18 protein-coding genes are annotated in these 17,109 nt (G+C 67.1%); 6 read left to right on the top strand and 12 right to left on the bottom strand.

Annotated features, from left to right (window positions below; translation table 11 throughout):
* Positions 1–25: 25 nt before the first annotated feature.
* The 5 genes from ASD42_RS20315 to ASD42_RS20295 are packed head-to-tail and all read right to left on the bottom strand — an operon-like array spanning position 26 to position 4,496.
* Positions 26–445: a nuclear transport factor 2 family protein gene (locus tag ASD42_RS20315; protein WP_056818869.1), complete on the bottom strand. Its 420-nt coding sequence runs from the start codon at positions 443–445 to the stop codon at positions 26–28.
* Positions 442–1,332 carry a TIGR03619 family F420-dependent LLM class oxidoreductase gene (locus ASD42_RS20310; protein ID WP_056818867.1) on the bottom strand — a complete coding sequence of 297 codons (891 nt, stop codon included), beginning with the start codon at positions 1,330–1,332 and terminating at the stop codon, positions 442–444. The genes ASD42_RS20315 and ASD42_RS20310 overlap by 4 nt, the downstream gene beginning before the upstream one ends.
* Positions 1,329–2,498: a thiolase domain-containing protein gene (locus ASD42_RS20305; RefSeq protein WP_056818865.1), complete on the bottom strand. Its 1,170-nt coding sequence runs from the start codon at positions 2,496–2,498 to the stop codon at positions 1,329–1,331. The genes ASD42_RS20310 and ASD42_RS20305 overlap by 4 nt, the downstream gene beginning before the upstream one ends.
* Positions 2,495–3,508 carry a thiolase domain-containing protein gene (locus ASD42_RS20300; RefSeq protein WP_056819347.1) on the bottom strand — a complete coding sequence of 338 codons (1,014 nt, stop codon included), beginning with the start codon at positions 3,506–3,508 and terminating at the stop codon, positions 2,495–2,497. Before ASD42_RS20300 ends, ASD42_RS20305 begins: the two co-directional genes overlap by 4 nt.
* Positions 3,509–3,524: 16 nt before the next feature.
* The gene (locus ASD42_RS20295; RefSeq protein ID WP_056818863.1) at positions 3,525–4,496 is read right to left on the bottom strand and encodes a Zn-ribbon domain-containing OB-fold protein; all 972 of its coding nucleotides are present in this window, start codon (positions 4,494–4,496) and stop codon (positions 3,525–3,527) included.
* A 60-nt stretch (positions 4,497–4,556) separates the two neighbouring features.
* On the opposite strand from ASD42_RS20295, the gene ASD42_RS20290 reads away from it, so the two are divergent.
* Positions 4,557–5,594, top strand: coding sequence for an LLM class F420-dependent oxidoreductase (locus tag ASD42_RS20290; RefSeq protein WP_056818861.1), 1,038 nt, complete (start codon positions 4,557–4,559; stop codon positions 5,592–5,594).
* A 21-nt stretch (positions 5,595–5,615) separates the two neighbouring features.
* Entirely contained in the window at positions 5,616–7,151 is a 1,536-nt protein-coding gene (locus tag ASD42_RS20285) for an acyl-CoA synthetase (RefSeq protein ID WP_056818860.1), read from the top strand.
* 13 nt (positions 7,152–7,164) lie between these two features.
* On the opposite strand, the gene ASD42_RS20280 is transcribed toward ASD42_RS20285, so the two are convergent.
* Entirely contained in the window at positions 7,165–8,163 is a 999-nt protein-coding gene (locus ASD42_RS20280) for a sigma-70 family RNA polymerase sigma factor (protein WP_056818858.1), read from the bottom strand.
* Between the two features lie 149 nt (positions 8,164–8,312).
* Here ASD42_RS20280 and ASD42_RS20275 point away from each other — a divergent pair, with 149 nt between their 5' ends.
* On the top strand, positions 8,313–8,729 hold the full coding sequence (locus tag ASD42_RS20275) for a VOC family protein (RefSeq protein WP_056818855.1): 417 nt from the start codon (positions 8,313–8,315) through the stop codon (positions 8,727–8,729).
* Positions 8,730–8,913: 184 nt separating this feature from the next.
* Here the strand turns inward: ASD42_RS20275 and ASD42_RS20270 are convergent, their stop codons facing one another.
* Positions 8,914–9,696 carry a crotonase/enoyl-CoA hydratase family protein gene (locus tag ASD42_RS20270; protein ID WP_056818853.1) on the bottom strand — a complete coding sequence of 261 codons (783 nt, stop codon included), beginning with the start codon at positions 9,694–9,696 and terminating at the stop codon, positions 8,914–8,916.
* A 61-nt stretch (positions 9,697–9,757) separates the two neighbouring features.
* Between ASD42_RS20270 and ASD42_RS20265 the strand changes: the two genes are divergently transcribed.
* Entirely contained in the window at positions 9,758–11,401 is a 1,644-nt protein-coding gene (locus ASD42_RS20265; RefSeq protein WP_056818851.1) for an acyl-CoA synthetase, read from the top strand.
* 182 nt (positions 11,402–11,583) lie between these two features.
* Entirely contained in the window at positions 11,584–12,033 is a 450-nt protein-coding gene (locus ASD42_RS20260) for a DUF4440 domain-containing protein (RefSeq protein WP_056818849.1), read from the top strand.
* Positions 12,034–12,142: 109 nt separating this feature from the next.
* Here the strand turns inward: ASD42_RS20260 and ASD42_RS20255 are convergent, their stop codons facing one another.
* Positions 12,143–13,321 carry an FAD-dependent oxidoreductase gene (locus ASD42_RS20255; protein WP_056818847.1) on the bottom strand — a complete coding sequence of 393 codons (1,179 nt, stop codon included), beginning with the start codon at positions 13,319–13,321 and terminating at the stop codon, positions 12,143–12,145.
* A 99-nt stretch (positions 13,322–13,420) separates the two neighbouring features.
* On the opposite strand from ASD42_RS20255, the gene ASD42_RS20250 reads away from it, so the two are divergent.
* Complete coding sequence (locus ASD42_RS20250) at positions 13,421–14,005, top strand: TetR/AcrR family transcriptional regulator (protein WP_056818844.1); 585 nt, start codon at positions 13,421–13,423, stop codon at positions 14,003–14,005.
* A 79-nt stretch (positions 14,006–14,084) separates the two neighbouring features.
* Here ASD42_RS20250 and ASD42_RS20245 read toward each other — a convergent pair whose 3' ends face one another.
* From ASD42_RS20245 to ASD42_RS20230, 4 genes are read right to left on the bottom strand one after another with little or no spacing between them, the layout of a single operon-like run.
* A complete protein-coding gene (locus tag ASD42_RS20245) occupies positions 14,085–14,474 on the bottom strand; it encodes a type II toxin-antitoxin system death-on-curing family toxin (RefSeq protein ID WP_200950478.1) in 390 nt (129 codons plus the stop codon).
* Complete coding sequence (locus ASD42_RS20240; RefSeq protein ID WP_056818842.1) at positions 14,471–14,710, bottom strand: type II toxin-antitoxin system Phd/YefM family antitoxin; 240 nt, start codon at positions 14,708–14,710, stop codon at positions 14,471–14,473. Before ASD42_RS20240 ends, ASD42_RS20245 begins: the two co-directional genes overlap by 4 nt.
* A 52-nt stretch (positions 14,711–14,762) precedes the next feature.
* Complete coding sequence (locus tag ASD42_RS20235; protein WP_056818839.1) at positions 14,763–15,860, bottom strand: acyl-CoA dehydrogenase family protein; 1,098 nt, start codon at positions 15,858–15,860, stop codon at positions 14,763–14,765.
* A gap of 21 nt (positions 15,861–15,881) precedes the next feature.
* Positions 15,882–17,075 carry an acyl-CoA dehydrogenase family protein gene (locus tag ASD42_RS20230; RefSeq protein WP_056818837.1) on the bottom strand — a complete coding sequence of 398 codons (1,194 nt, stop codon included), beginning with the start codon at positions 17,073–17,075 and terminating at the stop codon, positions 15,882–15,884.
* Positions 17,076–17,109: the final 34 nt, after the last annotated feature.

Below are 17,109 nucleotides of genomic sequence, written 5' to 3'. Positions count from 1 at the left end.
TCCCGGGCTGTTCTCGTGTTTGCTGCTATACGGGGCGCGTGGTCGCGACCGCGCGGTCCACTTCCCAGAAGGCGCGCAAAGCGGTGATCTTTCCGTCGGCGCGAACCTTGTAGGTGAACACACCTTCGGCATCGATGACATGGCCCGCCATGGTGGTGCGGATCAGGCCGGTGAAGGCGATTTCATTGCCGCACGCGAAGGAGTCCTCGAAGCGAAATTCGATGGATTCGGTGAGGGCGATGGCTTTGTCCCAGAATGCGCCGATGGCCTCGTGGCCGCGGTGGCCCACGCCTTCGGGGTCGAAACCCGAAGGGCCGACGGGGTCTTCGACGATGCCGTCCTCGGCGAACAGCGCGACCCAGGCGGCCCGATCCTTGGCCCGGACAGCGGCCTGGGATGCCAGGCCCGCGGCGCGGGCGGAATTCTCGACTACGGTCTCGGTCATGGCGCTACCTTCGCGATGATGGGGTCGGCGATGTACTTCTCGGCGAACTTGCGCATCGAGTCCTGCTTGGCTGCCAGCTCGCCGTCGAACCCGATACCGTCGGCCAGCCAGGGCACCACGATGTTGTCGGTGACGCCCGCGTCGGCCAGATCCTGATAGCCGTCGCGACCGAACTTGTCGATGCAGACGGCCTGGATCTCGAACGGCTCCTCGGACCTGCCGTATTCGGCACGCAGGTCGCCCAGCGTGCCGATGGTGGTGACGAGGTCGTCGAACTTCATCATCGCCGAGGTCCAGCCGTCACCGATGCGGGCGGCCCGGCGCAGCGCCGGACCGGTGTGCCCGCCGATGTAGAACGGCACCCGCTCGCTCGGCGCCGGACTCATCTGCAGCTCGTCGAAATCGAAGAACTCGCCGTGGAATTCGACCATGCCGCCGTCGAGGACGAGCCGGATGACCTCGATCATCTCGTCGACCCTCGCGCCGCGGCGGGCGTACGGAACGCCGCACCACTCGAATTCCTCAGGCGCCCAGCCGATTCCTACGCCGAAGCCGAAGCGGTTGCCCGACAGATTGGCGATCGAGCCGACCTGGCGAGCCAGCAGGAGCGGATTGCGCGAGCCGAGCTTGAGGACGTTGGTGTAGAACCGCAGCTTCGTGGTCACCGCGGCCATCGTCGCCGCGGCGATCAGCGGGTCGACCCAGGGAGTCTCCGGGCCCCAGAAGCGGCTGCCGTCCGGGGTGTACGGGTAGTCGGCGGCCTGCGACTTCATATAGAACAGCGAGTCGGGCAGGCCGATGGAGGTGAACCCGCATTCCTCGGCCGTCTTGGCCAGCTCCGCGAGCTGTTCCAGCGGACTCAGTGCGATACCGACGGTGAACTTCATGCCGGCGGCTCGCTTCCCACGACCCACATCGAGAAGTACTGGGAGCCACCGCCGTACGCGTGGCCGAGTGCCTTGCGCGCGTTCGACACCTGGTAATCGCCTGCGCGTCCCATCACCTGCTTGGCGGCTTCGGCGAATCGGATCAGGCCCGAGGCGCCGATCGGGTTGGACGAGAGAACGCCGCCCGAGGGATTCACCGGCAGGCGTCCGCCGATTTCCGTCTCGCCCTTGTCGGTGAGTTTCCAGCCGTCGCCCTCGGCGGCGAAGCCGAGGTTCTCGAGCCACATCGGCTCGAACCAGGAGAACGGCACATAGATCTCGGCGACATCGATCTCTTCCAGGGGATCGGTGATCCCGGCCGACTTCCACAGGGCGGCGGCCGCGTCCCGGCCCGCCTGTGGGTTCACCTGGTCGCGACCGGAGAAGGTGGTCGGCTCGGTGCGCATCGCGGTCGCGTGGACCCAGGCCACTTTCTTGCCTTCGGCTTCGACCACCGCCGCGGCCTCGGCATCGCCGATCACCAGCGCGCACGCGCCGTCGGAGGACGGGCAGGTCTCATCGAAACGGATCGGGTCCCAGAGCATTTGGGATGCCAGGACCGAATCGAGGGTGATGTCGGGCTGATGCAGGTGCGCGAGCGGGTTCTTCGCGCCGTTGCGCCGATCCTTCACCGCCACCATCGCGCCGATGTGCAGTGGCGCGTTCGAGCGACGGATGTAGGAGCGCACGTGCGGAGCGAAGTAGCCGCCCGCGCCCGCGCCGACCGGCATGGTGAACGGCACCGGAATCGACAACGCCCACATGGCATTCGACTCGGACTGCTTCTCCCAGGCGATGGCGAGCACGCGTTTGTGCACGCCGGCCTGTACGAGGTTCGCTGCGACGACGCCGGTGGAGCCGCCGACCGAACCGGCGGTGTGCACGCGCAGCAGCGGTTTGCCCGCCGCGCCGAGTGCCTCGGCGAGATACAGCTCGGGCATCATGACGCCCTCGAACATATCGGGCGCCTTGCCGACGACGACGGCGTCGATATCGGCAATGGTCAGGCCCGCGTCATCGAGTGCGCGATCGATGGCCTCACGGCACATGCCCGCCATGGACACGTCCGTACGTTTTGTCACGTGATGAGTTTGGCCGGTGCCGAGCACCGCCGCGGGGAAGCTCATCGTGCCTCCGATTCGAGAACGGCGACCAGGTTCTGCTGCAGCGCAGGGCCGCTGGTCGCATGAGCGAGGGTCCGGTTGGCAGTGCCGGAGATGATGGCCTCGGCGGCACACCCGATCCGTTCCAGTCCGGCCGAGAACATCGGGTTGGCGGCGAGCGCGCCACCGGAGGTATTCACCGGCGTGCCCGCGGGCAGACCGATCGCCTCGGCCAGGATCAGCTGCTGGTGGCTGAACGGCGCGTGCAGTTCGGCGAGGTCGAAGGTGGTGTTGCCGCCGGTCGCCACCGCGGCGGCCCTGGTGGTGGAGGGGGAGCGGGTCAGGTCGCGGCCACCGAGCGCCTGGGCGTCGATGTTGTGCGCGATTCCGGTGATCCACGCCGGGCGCTCGCACAGTTCCCTGGCCCGGTCGCCGACCGCGAGCACGATCGCGGCGGCGCCGTCGGTGATCGGCGCGATGTCGTGGGCGCGCAGCGGATCGGCCACATACGGCGCGGAAAGCAAGGATTCGATGTCACCGCCGGCGACAGCGGCCATCTCCTGCTCGGTCCACCGGCCGGAATCGAGCCCGGCTCGCGCCTGCAACCCGGCGACCGACACGGCGTCCGGCCACAGCGGCGCGACCAGATACGGGTCGAGCTGCATGGTCAGAACCTGATGCAGATTACCCGCCGAGGCCTTGCCGAAGCCGTACACGAGCGCCGTCTCGGCCTGGCCGGAACGCAGTTTCACCCACGCCTCGTAGAGGGCCCATGCCGCGTCCATCTCCACGTGCGATTCGTTGATCGGCGGCACCGCGCCGATCGCGTCGACCGCGGAGATGAACGAAAAGGCACGACCCGCCATGTAATCCGAGGAGCCGGAGCACCAGAAGTCGATGTCGGTCTTGGTGATGCCGAGGGTCGCGTAGAGCTGCTGGAAGCACGGCACGAGCATCTCGACGCCATTGGTCGTGCCGAAGGTCTCCGGCACATGCGGTGCGTGGGCGAACCCCACCACCGCGATTTCGGGAATGGTCACCGTCGCCTCTCTAGAGGTGGTTCTGGAAGGACTCGTACGGTGCATCGGGCTCACCGCTGGGCTGGAAGTGGTCGATATTGGCCATCGTGTGACCCCACTCCTCACGGGGTTTCCACACCGCCTCGACCCGCATTCCCATCCGCACCTCGCTGGCCTCGCAGCCGAGCACCAGGTGCAGGAACGGAATGTCGGCGCCGTCGAGCAGGATGTAGGCGGCCACATACGGCGGCTTGATCCGCTGGCCGAGGAACGGCACGTTGACGATGCAGAAGGTGGTGACGATGCCCTTGTCCGGCAGCTCGACCAGGTCGTTGGTCGGGGTGCCGTCGGTCGGATTGGCGCCGCGCGGCGGGAAATAGACCCGCCCGCCCGCCTCGGACCGGCCGCCGATGAGCTTGCCCTCGGCGAGGCCGCGCAGGTAGATGCTCTCCTGCGGGGAGGCGGTGTGCTTGTAGTTCAGGTCTACGGGAGTGGTCAGCATGGTGACCAGAGCTTCGGTGTCTTCGGCGGAGATCGCGGTCTGGGTGGTCTCGCCCGGCGCGAAGCAGGCGATGTCCTGGATGCGGCCGGTGCGCTCGTCGGCCCAGCGGGCACTGACCCGCATTCCCGTGCTGAGCTGGCCGGGGTCGGTAACGTCGAGGGCATGCAGCAGAGCTGTGTCGGCGCCGTCGAGCTGGATCAGCGCCCAGGCGAACGGGCGGTCGAACGGCTGGCCGGGCAATGGCTCCGACACCCACGTCCAGGACGTGACGGTGCCCGTTGCCGCGACCTCGACCAGCTCGCCTACCGGCGCGCTGGTGAGTGGATCGTATTCGGGCGGTGGCACGAGTATCCGGCCGTCGCTGCCGCGAGCGCCGAGTATCCGGCGTTCGCGCAGTCCGGTCAGAAATGCGCCGATGATGGGTCCGACGGACCTGGTGTAGTCGAATCGCACCCGAAGGGGTGCACTCAATACTTCCACTGCGGTATTCCCCTGGGTCACGATATCGAGTAGAACAGGTTCTTATTCTGCTCGCAAGGATTCGCCGAAAGGGCGCCGATCATGAAATTCGGACTTCAACTCGGATACTGGGGCGCGCAGCCGCCTGTCAACGCCGGCGAACTGGTGATCGCGGCCGAGGAATCGGGGTTCGACGCGGTGTTCGCGGCTGAGTCCTGGGGCTCGGACGCCTTCACTCCGCTGGCCTGGTGGGGGTCGTCCACCGAGCGGGTGCGCCTCGGTACATCGGTGGCGCAGATGTCGGCCCGCACTCCCGCGGCGGCCGCGATGCACGCGCTCACGCTGGACCACCTCAGCGGCGGCCGGGCCATCCTCGGCCTCGGCGTCTCCGGCCCTCAGGTGGTGGAGGGCTGGTACGGGCAGCCGTTCGCCCAGCCGCTGAAGCGCACGCGTGAGTACGTCGACATTGTGCGCAAGGTGCTGGCCCGCGAGGCGCCGGTGACCTCGGAGGGCAAGCACTACGGCCTCCCGTACGGGGGTCCAGGCGCCACCGGGCTCGGCAAACCGCTCAAGCCGATCGTGCACCCGCTGCGCGCTGATCTGCCCATCTGGCTGGGCGCGGAGGGTCCGAAGAACGTCGCCCAGACCGCCGAGATCGCCGATGGCTGGTTGGCGATCTACTACGCCCCGCGCCTGGCGGGCATGTACAACGAGTGGCTCGACGAGGGCTTCGCGCGTGCGGGCGCGCGCCGTTCGCGGGCCGATTTCGAGATCGCGGCCAGCGCGCAGGTGGTGATCACCGACGATCCGGCGGCCGAGATCGAGCGGATGCGCTGGGTGAGCGCGCTCTACATCGGCGGCATGGGCGCTCCCGAGCTGAACTTCCACGCCCAGGTGTACAAGCGGATGGGCTACGGCGCCGAGGTCGACGAGATCTCCGCGCTGTTCCAGGCGGGACGCAAGGCCGAGGCCGCCGCGGCGGTGCCCGACGAGCTGATCACCGACACCGCGATCTTCGGCGACGAGGCCCACGTGCGCACCCGGCTGAAGGAATGGGAGGACGCGGGCGTGACGATGATGCTTGTCTCGGTGTCGGATGCCGAACAAATGCGTCGGCTCCAACCCCTTGTCACCATGTAGAACACGTTCTAAATTCGAAGGGTGAGCAGCCAGCAGACAACGGAAGTCCTCGGACTGTGGAATATCGCCGAGGCCGATCCTGAACGGATCGCCCTCGTCGACCCGGACGGTAGGGAGATCAGCTATCGAGAATTGGCCACCCTCGCCAACCGCTACGCCAACGGACTACGCGGCATCGGATTGCGCACCGGCGACGTCGTGGTCAGCATGCTGCACAACGGGGTCGAGGCGATCGCCGCGTACTTCGCCGCCTACCAGGCCGGTTTCTACATCGTCGCGGTGAACTGGCACCTCACCGCGCCGGAGATCGCCTACATCCTCGGCGACAGCGAGGCATCGGCGTTCCTGGCCAGCGAAAGGTTCGCCGACACCGCGGCCGAAGCGGCCGACCTCGCGGAACTCTCCACCGAAGCCCGCTTCTCGGCGGGCACGATCGCCGGGTTCCGGCCGGTGTCGTGGCTCGGTGCCGCCGACACCGGTCGTCCGGACGAGCGGTCCATCGGCGCGCCGATGCTCTACACCTCGGGCACCACCGGTCGGCCCAAGGGCGTTCGCCGCCCGCTGACCGGCGCGGATCCCGATGTCGTTCCCGCGGCGAACCAGGCCTACTTCAGCCTGTTCGGCCTCGGTCCCTACGACGATCACGTGCACATCTGTGGCTCGCCGCTCTATCACACGGCTGTGCTGAACAATTCGACGATCTCGATCCAGATGGGGCACAAGCTCGTACTGATGGATCGCTGGGATGCCGAGGGCATGCTCGCGCTGATCGAGAAGTACAAGGTCACCCACAGTCACATGGTCCCCACGCAGTTCAACCGGCTGCTGGCACTGCCCGACGAGGTGCGGGCCCGCTACGACATGTCCTCGCTGCGCAGCATGATCCACGGTGCGGCGCCGTGCCCGCCCGACACCAAGCGGCGCATGCTCGAGTGGTGGGGACCGGTCGTCACCGAGTACTACGCCGCGACCGAGGGCGGCGGCACGGTGATCACCGGCGCCGAGTGGCTGGAAAAGCCGGGCTCGGTGGGCAAGGCGTGGCCGTGGTCGGTGGTGAAGGTGCTCGACGAGCAGGACGGCACCGAACTGCCCGCGGGCAAAGAGGGCCTGATCTACATGAAGATGGGCGCGTCCAGCTTCGAATACCACAAGGCCAAGGAGAAGACCGAGGAGTCGCGCGTCGGTGAGATGTTCACCGTCGGCGACATCGGCTACTTCGATGAGGACGGCTACCTGTTCCTCTGTGATCGGCGTTCGGACCTGATTCTCTCGGGCGGGGTGAACATCTACCCGGCCGAGATCGAGGGCGTGCTGATGAGCCACCCGAAGATCGCCGATGTGGCGGTACTCGGTGTGCCCGACCCGGATTGGGGTCAGCAGGTGAAGGCGTTCGTGCAGCCGGTGCCCGGAACCGAGGGCAGCGACGAACTCAGCGCCGACATCCTGGAATTCGCCGCCGGTCAGCTCGCGAAGTACAAGCTGCCCCGCACGGTGGAATACCGTGCGGAGCTGCCCCGCGATCCCAACGGAAAGCTGTACAAGCGCCGCCTGCTGTGAAAACCGTTCTCGCTCAGACGGGCTCGCGCCACTCCGGCTCGAGCCCGAAGAGTGGGAACAGGCGCTGGGTGTCGAGGAAGAAGTTGAGGCCGGCGATGGTGTTGCCCTCCAGCTCGAGCACCGTGATCGACCACGGCACCCAGACGCCGGGCTCCTCGCTCGGCTTGTAATGGCCGAAGGCGGGCGAGCCGTTGGCGCCGACCAGCGGCACCATCCGCGAATCGCGGCACGCGCTGCCCGTACTGAGCATGAACGCGGCCACGTTCTCCGGGCCCGAGATCCAGAGATCGAACGGCGGCATCGACAGCGCCACATCGGCTTTGAGTAGCGTGGTGAGCGCGTCCATGTCGTAGGCCTCGAACGCGGTGACGAAATCGTCGATCAGTTTGCGCTGATCGGGATCGGTCTCGTCGAAACTGTCGGTCACGGTGGGCTGCACCTTCGACATGGTGGCCCTGGCCCGCTGTAGCGCGCTGTTCACCGACGCGGGCGACATCATCAGCGCTTCGGCGGTCTCACCCGCCGAGAAACGCAGCACCTCGCGCATGATCAGGATCGCGCGCTGAGTGGCGGGCAGGTGCTGGCAGGCCGCGACGAAGGCGAGGCGCAGGGTGTCTCTGGTGGAGGCGTGGTCGGCCGGGTCGGCGCCGAAGGCGAGCGCGTTCGGAATCGGCTCGATCCATACGTAATCGGGCTGTGGCATGGGCAGCGGCGAATCCGGGCGGCCCGGCCCGTTGAGGTCCATCGGTCTGGCGCGGCTCTGTGGACGGTCGAGCATGTCCAGACAGATATTGGTGGCGATCTTGTACAGCCATGAGCGCAGACTCGCGCGACCCTCGAAGGAATCGTAGGAGCGCCAGGCTCGGGTGAAGGTTTCCTGCACCGCGTCCTCGGCCTCGAACGAGGAGCCGAGCATGCGATAGGCGTAGGCGCACAACTCGCGCCGATGCGTCTCGAATTCGGCGAGTACAGCGGGATCAGGCCCGGTGGTGGCGGTTGTGGCGTCGCTCATGGTTTCACGATGCCACAGGGGTCCGACAGTCGACAGGGCCGAAAACGGACTATCGCGATTTCGCGAACTTCACCCGGATGCGATGAATCCGCGTCGACCGCCACGTCTACATGTTCGAGACCGCAACGACGCCCCGAAAGGCTGATCCCATGAGCAACAAGATGATCTTCATCAACCTCCCCGTCGCCGACCTCGACCGTTCCAAGGGGTTCTACGAGGCGCTCGGCTGGAAGGTGAACGAGGACTTCACCGATCAGAACGCGGCCTGCATCGTCGTCGACGACAACATCTGCCTGATGCTGCTGACCAAGGACTTCTTCACCACGTTCAGCAAGCGCCCGATCGCGAACACCACCGGCCAGATCGGCGCCGCGTACGCCCTGTCGCTGGGGAGCGCCGCCGAGGTCGACGTGCTCACCGACGCGGCCGTCGCGGCGGGCGGCACCGAGGAGACCAATGACGACAAGAGGGCCCAGGAGGCCCAGGTCGGCATGCACGGTCGCACCTTCATCGACCCCGACGGCCACCAGTGGGAGCCGTTCTACATGGACTACCCGGGCGCGTAAGCAGGGTTTTCGGAGCGCTGGCGCGCTCGAGCGCGGCCCCTGAGGGCCGCGAGTCAGCCACCGTTGCTGGCGGCTGCGCCGCGGACGCAACGGCGGCTGACTCGCGGCCGGGCCGCTACGCCGCTGCGCGGCGGACCCTCCTCGGGGTCGGGTCGTGCGGAGCTGGGAGTGCGGTCATGGCGGATCAGGAACCGGTGAAGTTCGGCTTGCGCTTCTCGGCGAAGGCTCGCGGGCCTTCCTTGGCGTCGGCTGATCGGAACACCTCGATGCCGATCTTCGCCTCGATGGGGAACGCCTCGTTCTCCGGCATGGCCTCGGTTTCGCGCAGGGTGCGCAGCATCGCCTGGACGGCGAGCGGGCCGTTGTCGGCGATCTGGCCTGCCAGCGCCAAGGCCTTGTCGAGGGCGGTTCCGTCGGGGACCACATGGCCGATCAGGCCGATGTCCTTGGCCTCGGCAGCGGTGATGTGCCGACCGGTCAGCAGCAGATCAGCGGCCACCGTGTACGGGATCTGCCGGGCCAGCCGCACCGCGGAACCACCCAGCGGGAACAGGCCCCAACGGGCCTCGGAGACGCCGAACTTGGCGCTTTCCCCAGCCACGCGCAGATCGGTGCCCTGCAGGATCTCGGTGCCACCGGCAATGGCAGGGCCCTCGACCGCCGCGATCAGCGGCTTGGCCAGTCGCCGCCCCTTCAGCAGTGCGGGGAGGTAGGCCGGGTCCCAGCTGCCGCTGGAGGCGGTGTCCCCAGGATGCTGCGAGCTCATCGCCTTCAGATCCATCCCAGCGCAGAAGGCCCCGCCTGCACCGGTGAGGATCGCGACGCGGATGTCGGGATCGCTGTCCACCTGGTCCCAGGCGTCGCGCATGATCGCCATCATCTCGCCGGAGAGGGCGTTGCGCGCCTCGGGGCGGTTCATGGTGACGATGAGGACATGGTCGCGTTTCTCGACCAGGCAGTGGGCCATTTTCGTACTCCTGACAAGTTGAGTCTTGTCAGAAACAGTAACACGTTCTATTTTTGTCCTTGTGAGCTACAACATAGCCGATCTCGTCGAACATGCCGTCGACTTGATGCCCGACCGGATCGTGCTGGTCGGCGAACATCGAGAGTCGACCTACGCCGAACTAGAGGAGCGGGCCAACAAGCTGGCCCACTACCTGCTGGAACAGGGTGTGCGTCCCGGCGACAAAGTCGGAATCTATTCCAGGAACACCGTCGAGGCCGTCGAAGCGATGGTGGCCGTCTTCAAGGCGCGGGCGGTGATGATCAATGTCAACTTCCGCTATGTCGAGAACGAGTTACTGCACATCTTCGACAACTCCGACATGGTGGCGCTGATCCACGAGCGCCGCTACACCGACAAGGTGGCGGCGGTGCGGGACAAGGTGCCCGCCCTGAAGACGGTGATCGTCGTCGACGACGGCACCGAGGGCCCCACCGGCGCGGACACCGTGGAGTACGAAGCGGCGTTGGCCGGTTCGTCGGGTGAACGTGACTTCGAGGAGCGCTCGCCCGACGACATCTACATGCTCTACACCGGCGGCACCACAGGGCTGCCCAAGGGCGTGATGTGGCGGCACGAGGACGTCTGGCGGGTGCTCGGCGCGGGCATCAACTTCGTCACCGGCGAGTACACCAAGGACGAATGGGAGCTGGCCAAGATCGGCGCGGAGAACCCGCAGATGGTGCGCTTCCCGATCCCGCCGATGATCCATGGCGGCTCGCAGTGGGCCACCTTCCACAGCCTGTTCGGCGGCGGCAAGGCCGTGATGATCCCGGAGTTCAGCGGGCACGGTGTCTGGCAGGCCGTCGACAAACACGGCATCAACCTGATCTTCATCACCGGTGACGCGATGGCCCGCCCGATGCTCGACGCGCTCGCCGAAGGCAACCCGGAAACCGGTGAGCCCTACGATCTTTCGACCCTGTATGTGCTGGCCAGCAGCGCGGCGCTGTTCTCGCCCTCGCTCAAGGACAAGTTCCTCGAGGTGCTGCCCAACCGGATGATCTCCGACTCCATCGGCTCCTCGGAGACCGGCTTCGGCGGGCTCTCCCTGGTCGCCAAGGGCGCCACCCACACCGGTGGCCCTCGGGTGAAGATCGACGCGGCCACCCAGGTACTCGACGAGGAAGGCAATCCGGTGGAGCCGGGTTCCGGTGTCGTCGGCCTGCTGGCGCGCAGCGGGCACATCCCGCTCGGCTACTACAAGGACGAGGTCAAGTCGGCCGCGACGTTCAAGGAGTTCAACGGGGTCCGCTTCGCGATCCCCGGTGACTACGCGCGCGTCGAGGAGGACGGCTCGGTCACCATGCTCGGCCGCGGTTCGGTGAGCATCAACAGCGGTGGCGAGAAGATCTACCCCGAAGAGGTGGAGGGCGCCCTCAAGGCGCACCCCGACATCTTCGACGCGCTGGTGGTCGGTGTCGAGGACGCCCGCTGGGGCCAACGAGTCGTCGCCGTCGTCCAGTGTCGCGGTGAGAACCGCCCCACCCTGGCCGACCTGAAACCGGTACTGGCGCAGGAGATCGCGTCGTACAAGCAGCCACGCAGCCTGTGGTTCGTCGACGAGATCAAGCGCTCGCCCGCGGGCAAGCCGGACTACCGCTGGGCCAAGTCGCAGACGGATGAGCGCCCTGCCGACGAGCACGCTGAGGCGGGCTCGGTCTAAAGCGGCCGGTAGATCGCTGTACCAGTTGTAAAGCCTGGCCGTCGGCGCGGAATCGCGCACCGGCGGCCAGGTTCGCGAATGCTGTCGCTGTCGCGCGGAACGTCGCCTCGGTCACAATGGCCTAGACCTCAATGGTGGTTGAGGGCGCAGGCTGTGGTCACCAACGAGACGCGGAGGAAGCCATGCGACCGAACCTGAACGACCCGACCGCCGACCCGACCACGCAGGCCGTGGCCGCCGAACTCGCCGGCGAATTGCAGCGGGCTCTCGAGACCGGCGACGCCGATCTCTACGACAACTCGTTCGCCGCGGATGTGTTGTGGGGCACCCCTTTCGGTGCCCTGGTCATCGGTCACAGCCAGATCAATGCCATCCATCGCGGCATGATGCAGCCGGCGAATTCACCCGCACCGGCCTCCCGTTTCGAGGTCGTGGTCGCCACCAGTCCGGCTCCGGGGTTGATCGTCACCCAGATCCGCAGGCAAGCCGTCGATCCCGGTGGATTCTCCGAGGTCGCACTGTATGTGCTGGTGGAACGCGAGGGGAAATGGTGGCTGTCTGCAGCGCAGAACACGCCGATCGACGAATCGAAATCGGCGTTGAAACGCGCGAACTCCGATTCCGCCTCCTGATCCGCCTGGGTTCCTGATCGGCCTGCACCCTTGTGCGCGGTCGGTTATCGCTTACTCGGTTCGTCGCCCCGTTCGGCAGTCCGCCGGGCGGGGCGACGTGTGCGCGCCGTCAGCGGTTGCCGAGTTCGGACAGTTGGTAGGCCAGCTTGCCGCGAACCGCGGGGATGCGGGTGAGGAGGCGGAAGGCGGTGTTGCGCGCGGTGCGAGCGGGGGTCGACCGCAGGGTCGCCATTGTGGTCATACGGTCGGTGAATGCTACGACTTCGAGGGCGATCGGTCTGCGGATGGTTTCGTAGGTGTCGAGAATCGAATCCGGTTCGCCTGTGATGACTTTCGCCAGGAGGGTGCCGAGCAGGGCCGCGTCCTGGATGCCGGTGTTCATGCCCTGGCCGCCTGCCGGGCTGTGGACGTGGGCGGCGTCGCCCGCGAGGAGGACGCGGCCCGCGCGGTAGTGGTCGGCTACGCGGTGGTGGACGCGGAAGCGGGAGCTCCACAGGACCTCGTCCACACGGATCTCGCCTGCGGGGCCCCGGGTGTCGAGTAGTGACTGGATGTCGTCGAGGGTGGGGTGTTCCGGTGCCTGGTCGACGGTGGCGACGACGCGGTAGCGGTTCTTCGCCTCGTCGGGGAGTGGTGCGACCACGGTGACGCCTTCGGGGGAGAGGTGCAGCGACACTTCCGAACGTGGAGCAGGCCAGCTCATGTGGACGTCGGCCAGGATGAAGGAGGCCGGGTAGGTGTCTCCGGTGAAGCCGATGCCCACCTGCTCGCGCACGACACTGTGCATGCCGTCGGCGCCGATGACATAGTCGGCCTCGATCTCGCCGCGCTGGTCGTCCTCGTCGACGTATTCGACAGTGACGCTGCCGTTCTCCTCGGTGACCTTGGTGACGGTGAGTGGTCGGTGCACCACGCCGCCCAGTTCGTGCAGCCGGTCGAGGAGCACCTGCTCGGTGACGTCCTGCGGCACCATCAGCGTGTACGGGAACTCGGTGGGGAGATCGCCGAATTCGATGGTGGCCAACGTCTTCGCGCCGTCGTGCAGCTTGAAGGTCGGCACCTCGATTCCGCGTTCGGCGAGTGCGCTCGCGATGCCGAGCCCGTCGAGCACCTCGAGCGTCCTGGCATGCACCACCGCGGCCCGAGAAGTGTTGGCGCCCTGGCCGAGTCGATCGATGAGCACATGGTCGACGCCGGCTTCGGCGAGCACGATCGCGGCGGTGAGCCCGGCGGGGCCCGCGCCGACGATGACGACGGAGGTGGCTTCGGGCAGTGAGGTGGCGGGCATTTCGACTCCTGGTCAACGCTTGTTTGCCAACGCTTGTAGGCATAACGGTAGACCTGCTCGCGAATGAAAGTCAACAGTTGTTGGCATACAATCGTTGACATGCCTGACCAGGAGATTCCCACCCGTCGTTCCGACGCGACGAAGGCCGCCATCCTCGAGGCCGCCCGTGCCCGCTTCGCCGCCGACGGCTACGCCAAGGCCACGATCCGCGCGATCGCCGCCGACGCCGAGATCGACCCCTCGATGGTGATGCGCTATTTCGGCAGCAAAGACGGCCTCTTCGCCGCCGCCGCCCAGATCGACCTGGACCTCCCCGACCTGAGCGCCGCCGATCCGAACACCATGGGCGAGTTGATGATCCGCCGCTTCCTCGAGATCTGGGAGGGCAACGACAACACGGTCCTGTTGATCCTGCTCCGCTCCTCGATCACCGACGATGCGGTAGCGGCCCGATTCCGCGAGATCTTCGCCGACCAGGTCCTGCCCGCCGTCCTCCGCTTCGGCACCCCCACCGACGCCCCCCGCCGCGCAGCGCTTATCGTCACTCAACTCTTGGGCCTGGCCCTGTGTCGGTACGTCCTGCGGCTGCCGCCGGTAGTCGCGCTCACGTCACAGCAGATGGTCACCGACCTCGCACCCACCCTGCAGCGCTACCTGACTTCGGAGTTGGATCTCCATCGGTAGGCAGCAATGCATCGGTACCTTTGCGACGCCATGTGAGGCACGGCCGGCCTGCAGCGCAAGAGTCAGTGAGAGCCGGTGGTCAGTGCTTCAATGCGGTAGCGAGACGGGATGCGATCTCGGGAACATCGACCACTGCGCCACTGGCGACGTCGATCATGAGGTTGTAGGTGAGGTCTTCGTCGAGAGAGCTCGTATCGATGCCGTTGTAGGCCAGGAAGACGATCGCGCCGGCGATCGCAAGGCGCTTGTTGCCGTCGACGAGTGGATCGTTGGCTGCGATCGAATGCAGGAGCGCTGCGGACTTCTCCCAGATGCCTGGGTAGGCGTCGGTGCCGAACACTGTGGTTGCCGGGCGCGCGGCCGCCGAGGCGAGCAGTCCCGCGTCGCGTACGACGTACGGCCCTGCCACATCCTCGGCGATTGCTCGCAGGTCGGCGACCGTGAGGTAGTAGATCTCCGCTTCGCTCACTCGGCGAGCCTGTCGAGCAGGCTCCTATGACGCTCGGCGAATTGTCGCGATAGTGCGCGGACTTGACTGTTTGCGGTCTCGGCCATCGAATCCGGCACCACGGCCGCTACGCGGCGGCCATGACGGGTCAGGTGCACGACGGTGCCGCCTTCGGCAGCCGCAATCACTTCGGCTAGGCGCTCCCTGGCTTCACTTACCGGGAGCTCCCAGTTCTCGGGCGAGGGAGCTGCAGTCATGCCCTGAATTGTACGTCTTTGCCGACAGTTCGTACGAACTGTCGGCAAAGGGTTAGTTCGCCAGTTCCGCGCCGAGGGCGAGGAGGTGGGGAGTCGCTCCGCCGAGCGCGAATTCGTTGTGCTTGGCGGCGGTGAAGTAGTTGTGGGTGATGTGGTCGCGGTCGATGCCGAGGCCGCCGTGGATGTGGACGACGGTGTGGGCGACCTTGTGTCCGGCCTCGGCCGCCCAGAACTTGGCGATGTGGATGGCCTCGGCGGCGGGGAGGTCCTCCGAGAGGCGCCAGGCGGCCTGGGTGACCGTGAGGCGCAGGCCGCCGATGTCGATATAGGCGTCGGACAGGCGCTGGGCGACCGACTGGAACGAGCCGATCGGCTTGCCGAACTGTTCGCGGGTGCGGGTGTGCTCGGCGGTCAGCTCGAGCGCGCGCTCCAGGATGCCGAGTTGCAGGGCCGACAGCCCGAGCCAGGCGGATTCGCGCAGCCAGGTGAGGATGTCGGCACCGGCCTCGATGGTGCCGAGCAGTTCGGCCGGCGTGACAGCGAGCTCCACGGCGAACTCGGGGCTCAGGTCGACGACCTGCTGGGCGGTGCGGGTGACCGACGCGTGCTCCGGATCGACCACGAAGACGCCGACACCAGTGGAGGTGATGGCGGGCACCAGGATTCGTTCGGCGCGGTCGGCGTAGGCGACGGTGGTGGCGGTGCCGGTCAGCGTCCACCCGGCACCGGCGGCCTCGGCGACGATTCCCGGTGCGTCGGTGGTGGCACGCAGTTCCTCGGCGAGCGCCGCGGTCAGCACGATCTCGCCCGCGCCTGCCCGCGCGGCCAGCTGCTGCTGGTCGGCATCGCCGAACTTCGCCAGCGCGCCGGCGCCGAGGACGATTGACCACAGGTAGGGCACCGCGGCGACGACGCGGCCGAGTTCCCGCAGGATCGCGGTCTGCTCGAGCATGCCGAAATCGCTGCCGCCCAGTGCTTCCGGTAGCGCGGCGGCCAGCACGCCGGTCTCGGCGAGCGACTTCCAGAGCTGCTCGTCGAAGCGGGCGGCGGTGTCGAGTTCACGCAGCCGATCGGCGGTGACGAGCTTGGCGCAGACCTCGCCGGTCAGCCTGGCGAGATCGGTCTGGGCTTCGGTAGGAGTGAAATCCATGGGAGATACCGGCTTTCGGGATCAGCGGGCGGATGCGGGCTGGCGCAGGGCGGTCATGGCGATGATGTCGCGCTGCACCTCGTTGGTGCCGCCGCCGAAGGTGAGAATCAGTGCGGCGCGGTGCATCCGCTCGAGCCGGCCGAGCAGGGCGGCGCCGGGGGAGTCCTGGCGCAGGTAGGCGTGGGGGCCGACGACTTCCATCAGCAGTCGGTAGGCCTCGGTGGCCAGCTCGGTGCCGTAGACCTTGCACGCGGACGCGTCCCACGGCTTCGGCGCCGCCTCGCCGCCCAGGTCGGCGCGGCTGGCGATCTCCCAGTTCAGCAGCTTGAGGTATTCGACCTTGGCGTGCACCCTGGCCAGGTTGAGCCGGGCCCATTCCTGGTCGATCACGCGCCTGCCGTTGGACAGGGTGGTTTCCTTGGCCCACTCGACGGTCTGCGCGACCGCGAGGCTCAGCGGACCCGCCGAGGTGAGGGCGACGCGCTCGTGATTGAGCTGGTTGGTGATCAGCGACCAGCCGCCGTTCTCCGGACCGACCACCGATGAGACGGGCACCCGTACGTCCTGGTAGTAGGTGGCGCTGGTGTCGGGGCCCGCCATCGTGTGCACCGGCGTCCAGGAGAACCCGTCGACGTCGGTCGGCACGATGAGCATCGTGATGCCCTTGTGCTTCTTGGCCGTCGGATCGGTGCGCACGGCGAGCCAGATGTAGTCGGCGTAGGCGATGAGGCTGGTCCACATCTTCTGGCCGTTGATCACGAAGTCGTCGCCGTCGCGCACCGCGGCGGTCCGCAGCGAGGCCAGGTCGGTGCCTGCGCCCGGTTCGGAGTAGCCGATGGCGAAGTGCAGCTCACCCGAGGCGATCTTGGGCAGGAAGAACTTCTTCTGCTCCTCGGTGCCGTACTGCATGATGGTCGGCGCGACCGAGTTGAGCGTGAGGAACGGGACGGGCGCACCCGCGATGGCCGCCTCCTCGACGAAGATCAGCTGATCCATCGTGGTGCGGTCCTGGCCGCCGTACTCCTTGGGCCAGCTCAGCGTGAGCCAGCCGTCGCGGCCCATCTCGCGCACGACCTCGCGGTAGACGTTGCCGGAGCCGTATTCGCCGGTGGTCATGCTCAGCGCCGCGCGACGTTCCGGTGTCATCAGCTTCGCGAAATATTCGCGCAGCTCGGCGCGCAATTCTTCCTGCTGCGGCGTATACGCGACGCGCATGCTTCCTACCTCGGTGTCGAGCTGAAAGGGCGGG

Origin of the sequence: Nocardia sp. Root136 (genome assembly GCF_001427185.1) — a bacterium.
GTDB lineage: Bacteria > Actinomycetota > Actinomycetes > Mycobacteriales > Mycobacteriaceae > Nocardia > Nocardia salmonicida.
Note: the sequence above shows the minus strand (reverse complement) of the source record. Positions and strands in the feature narration are given on the sequence as shown.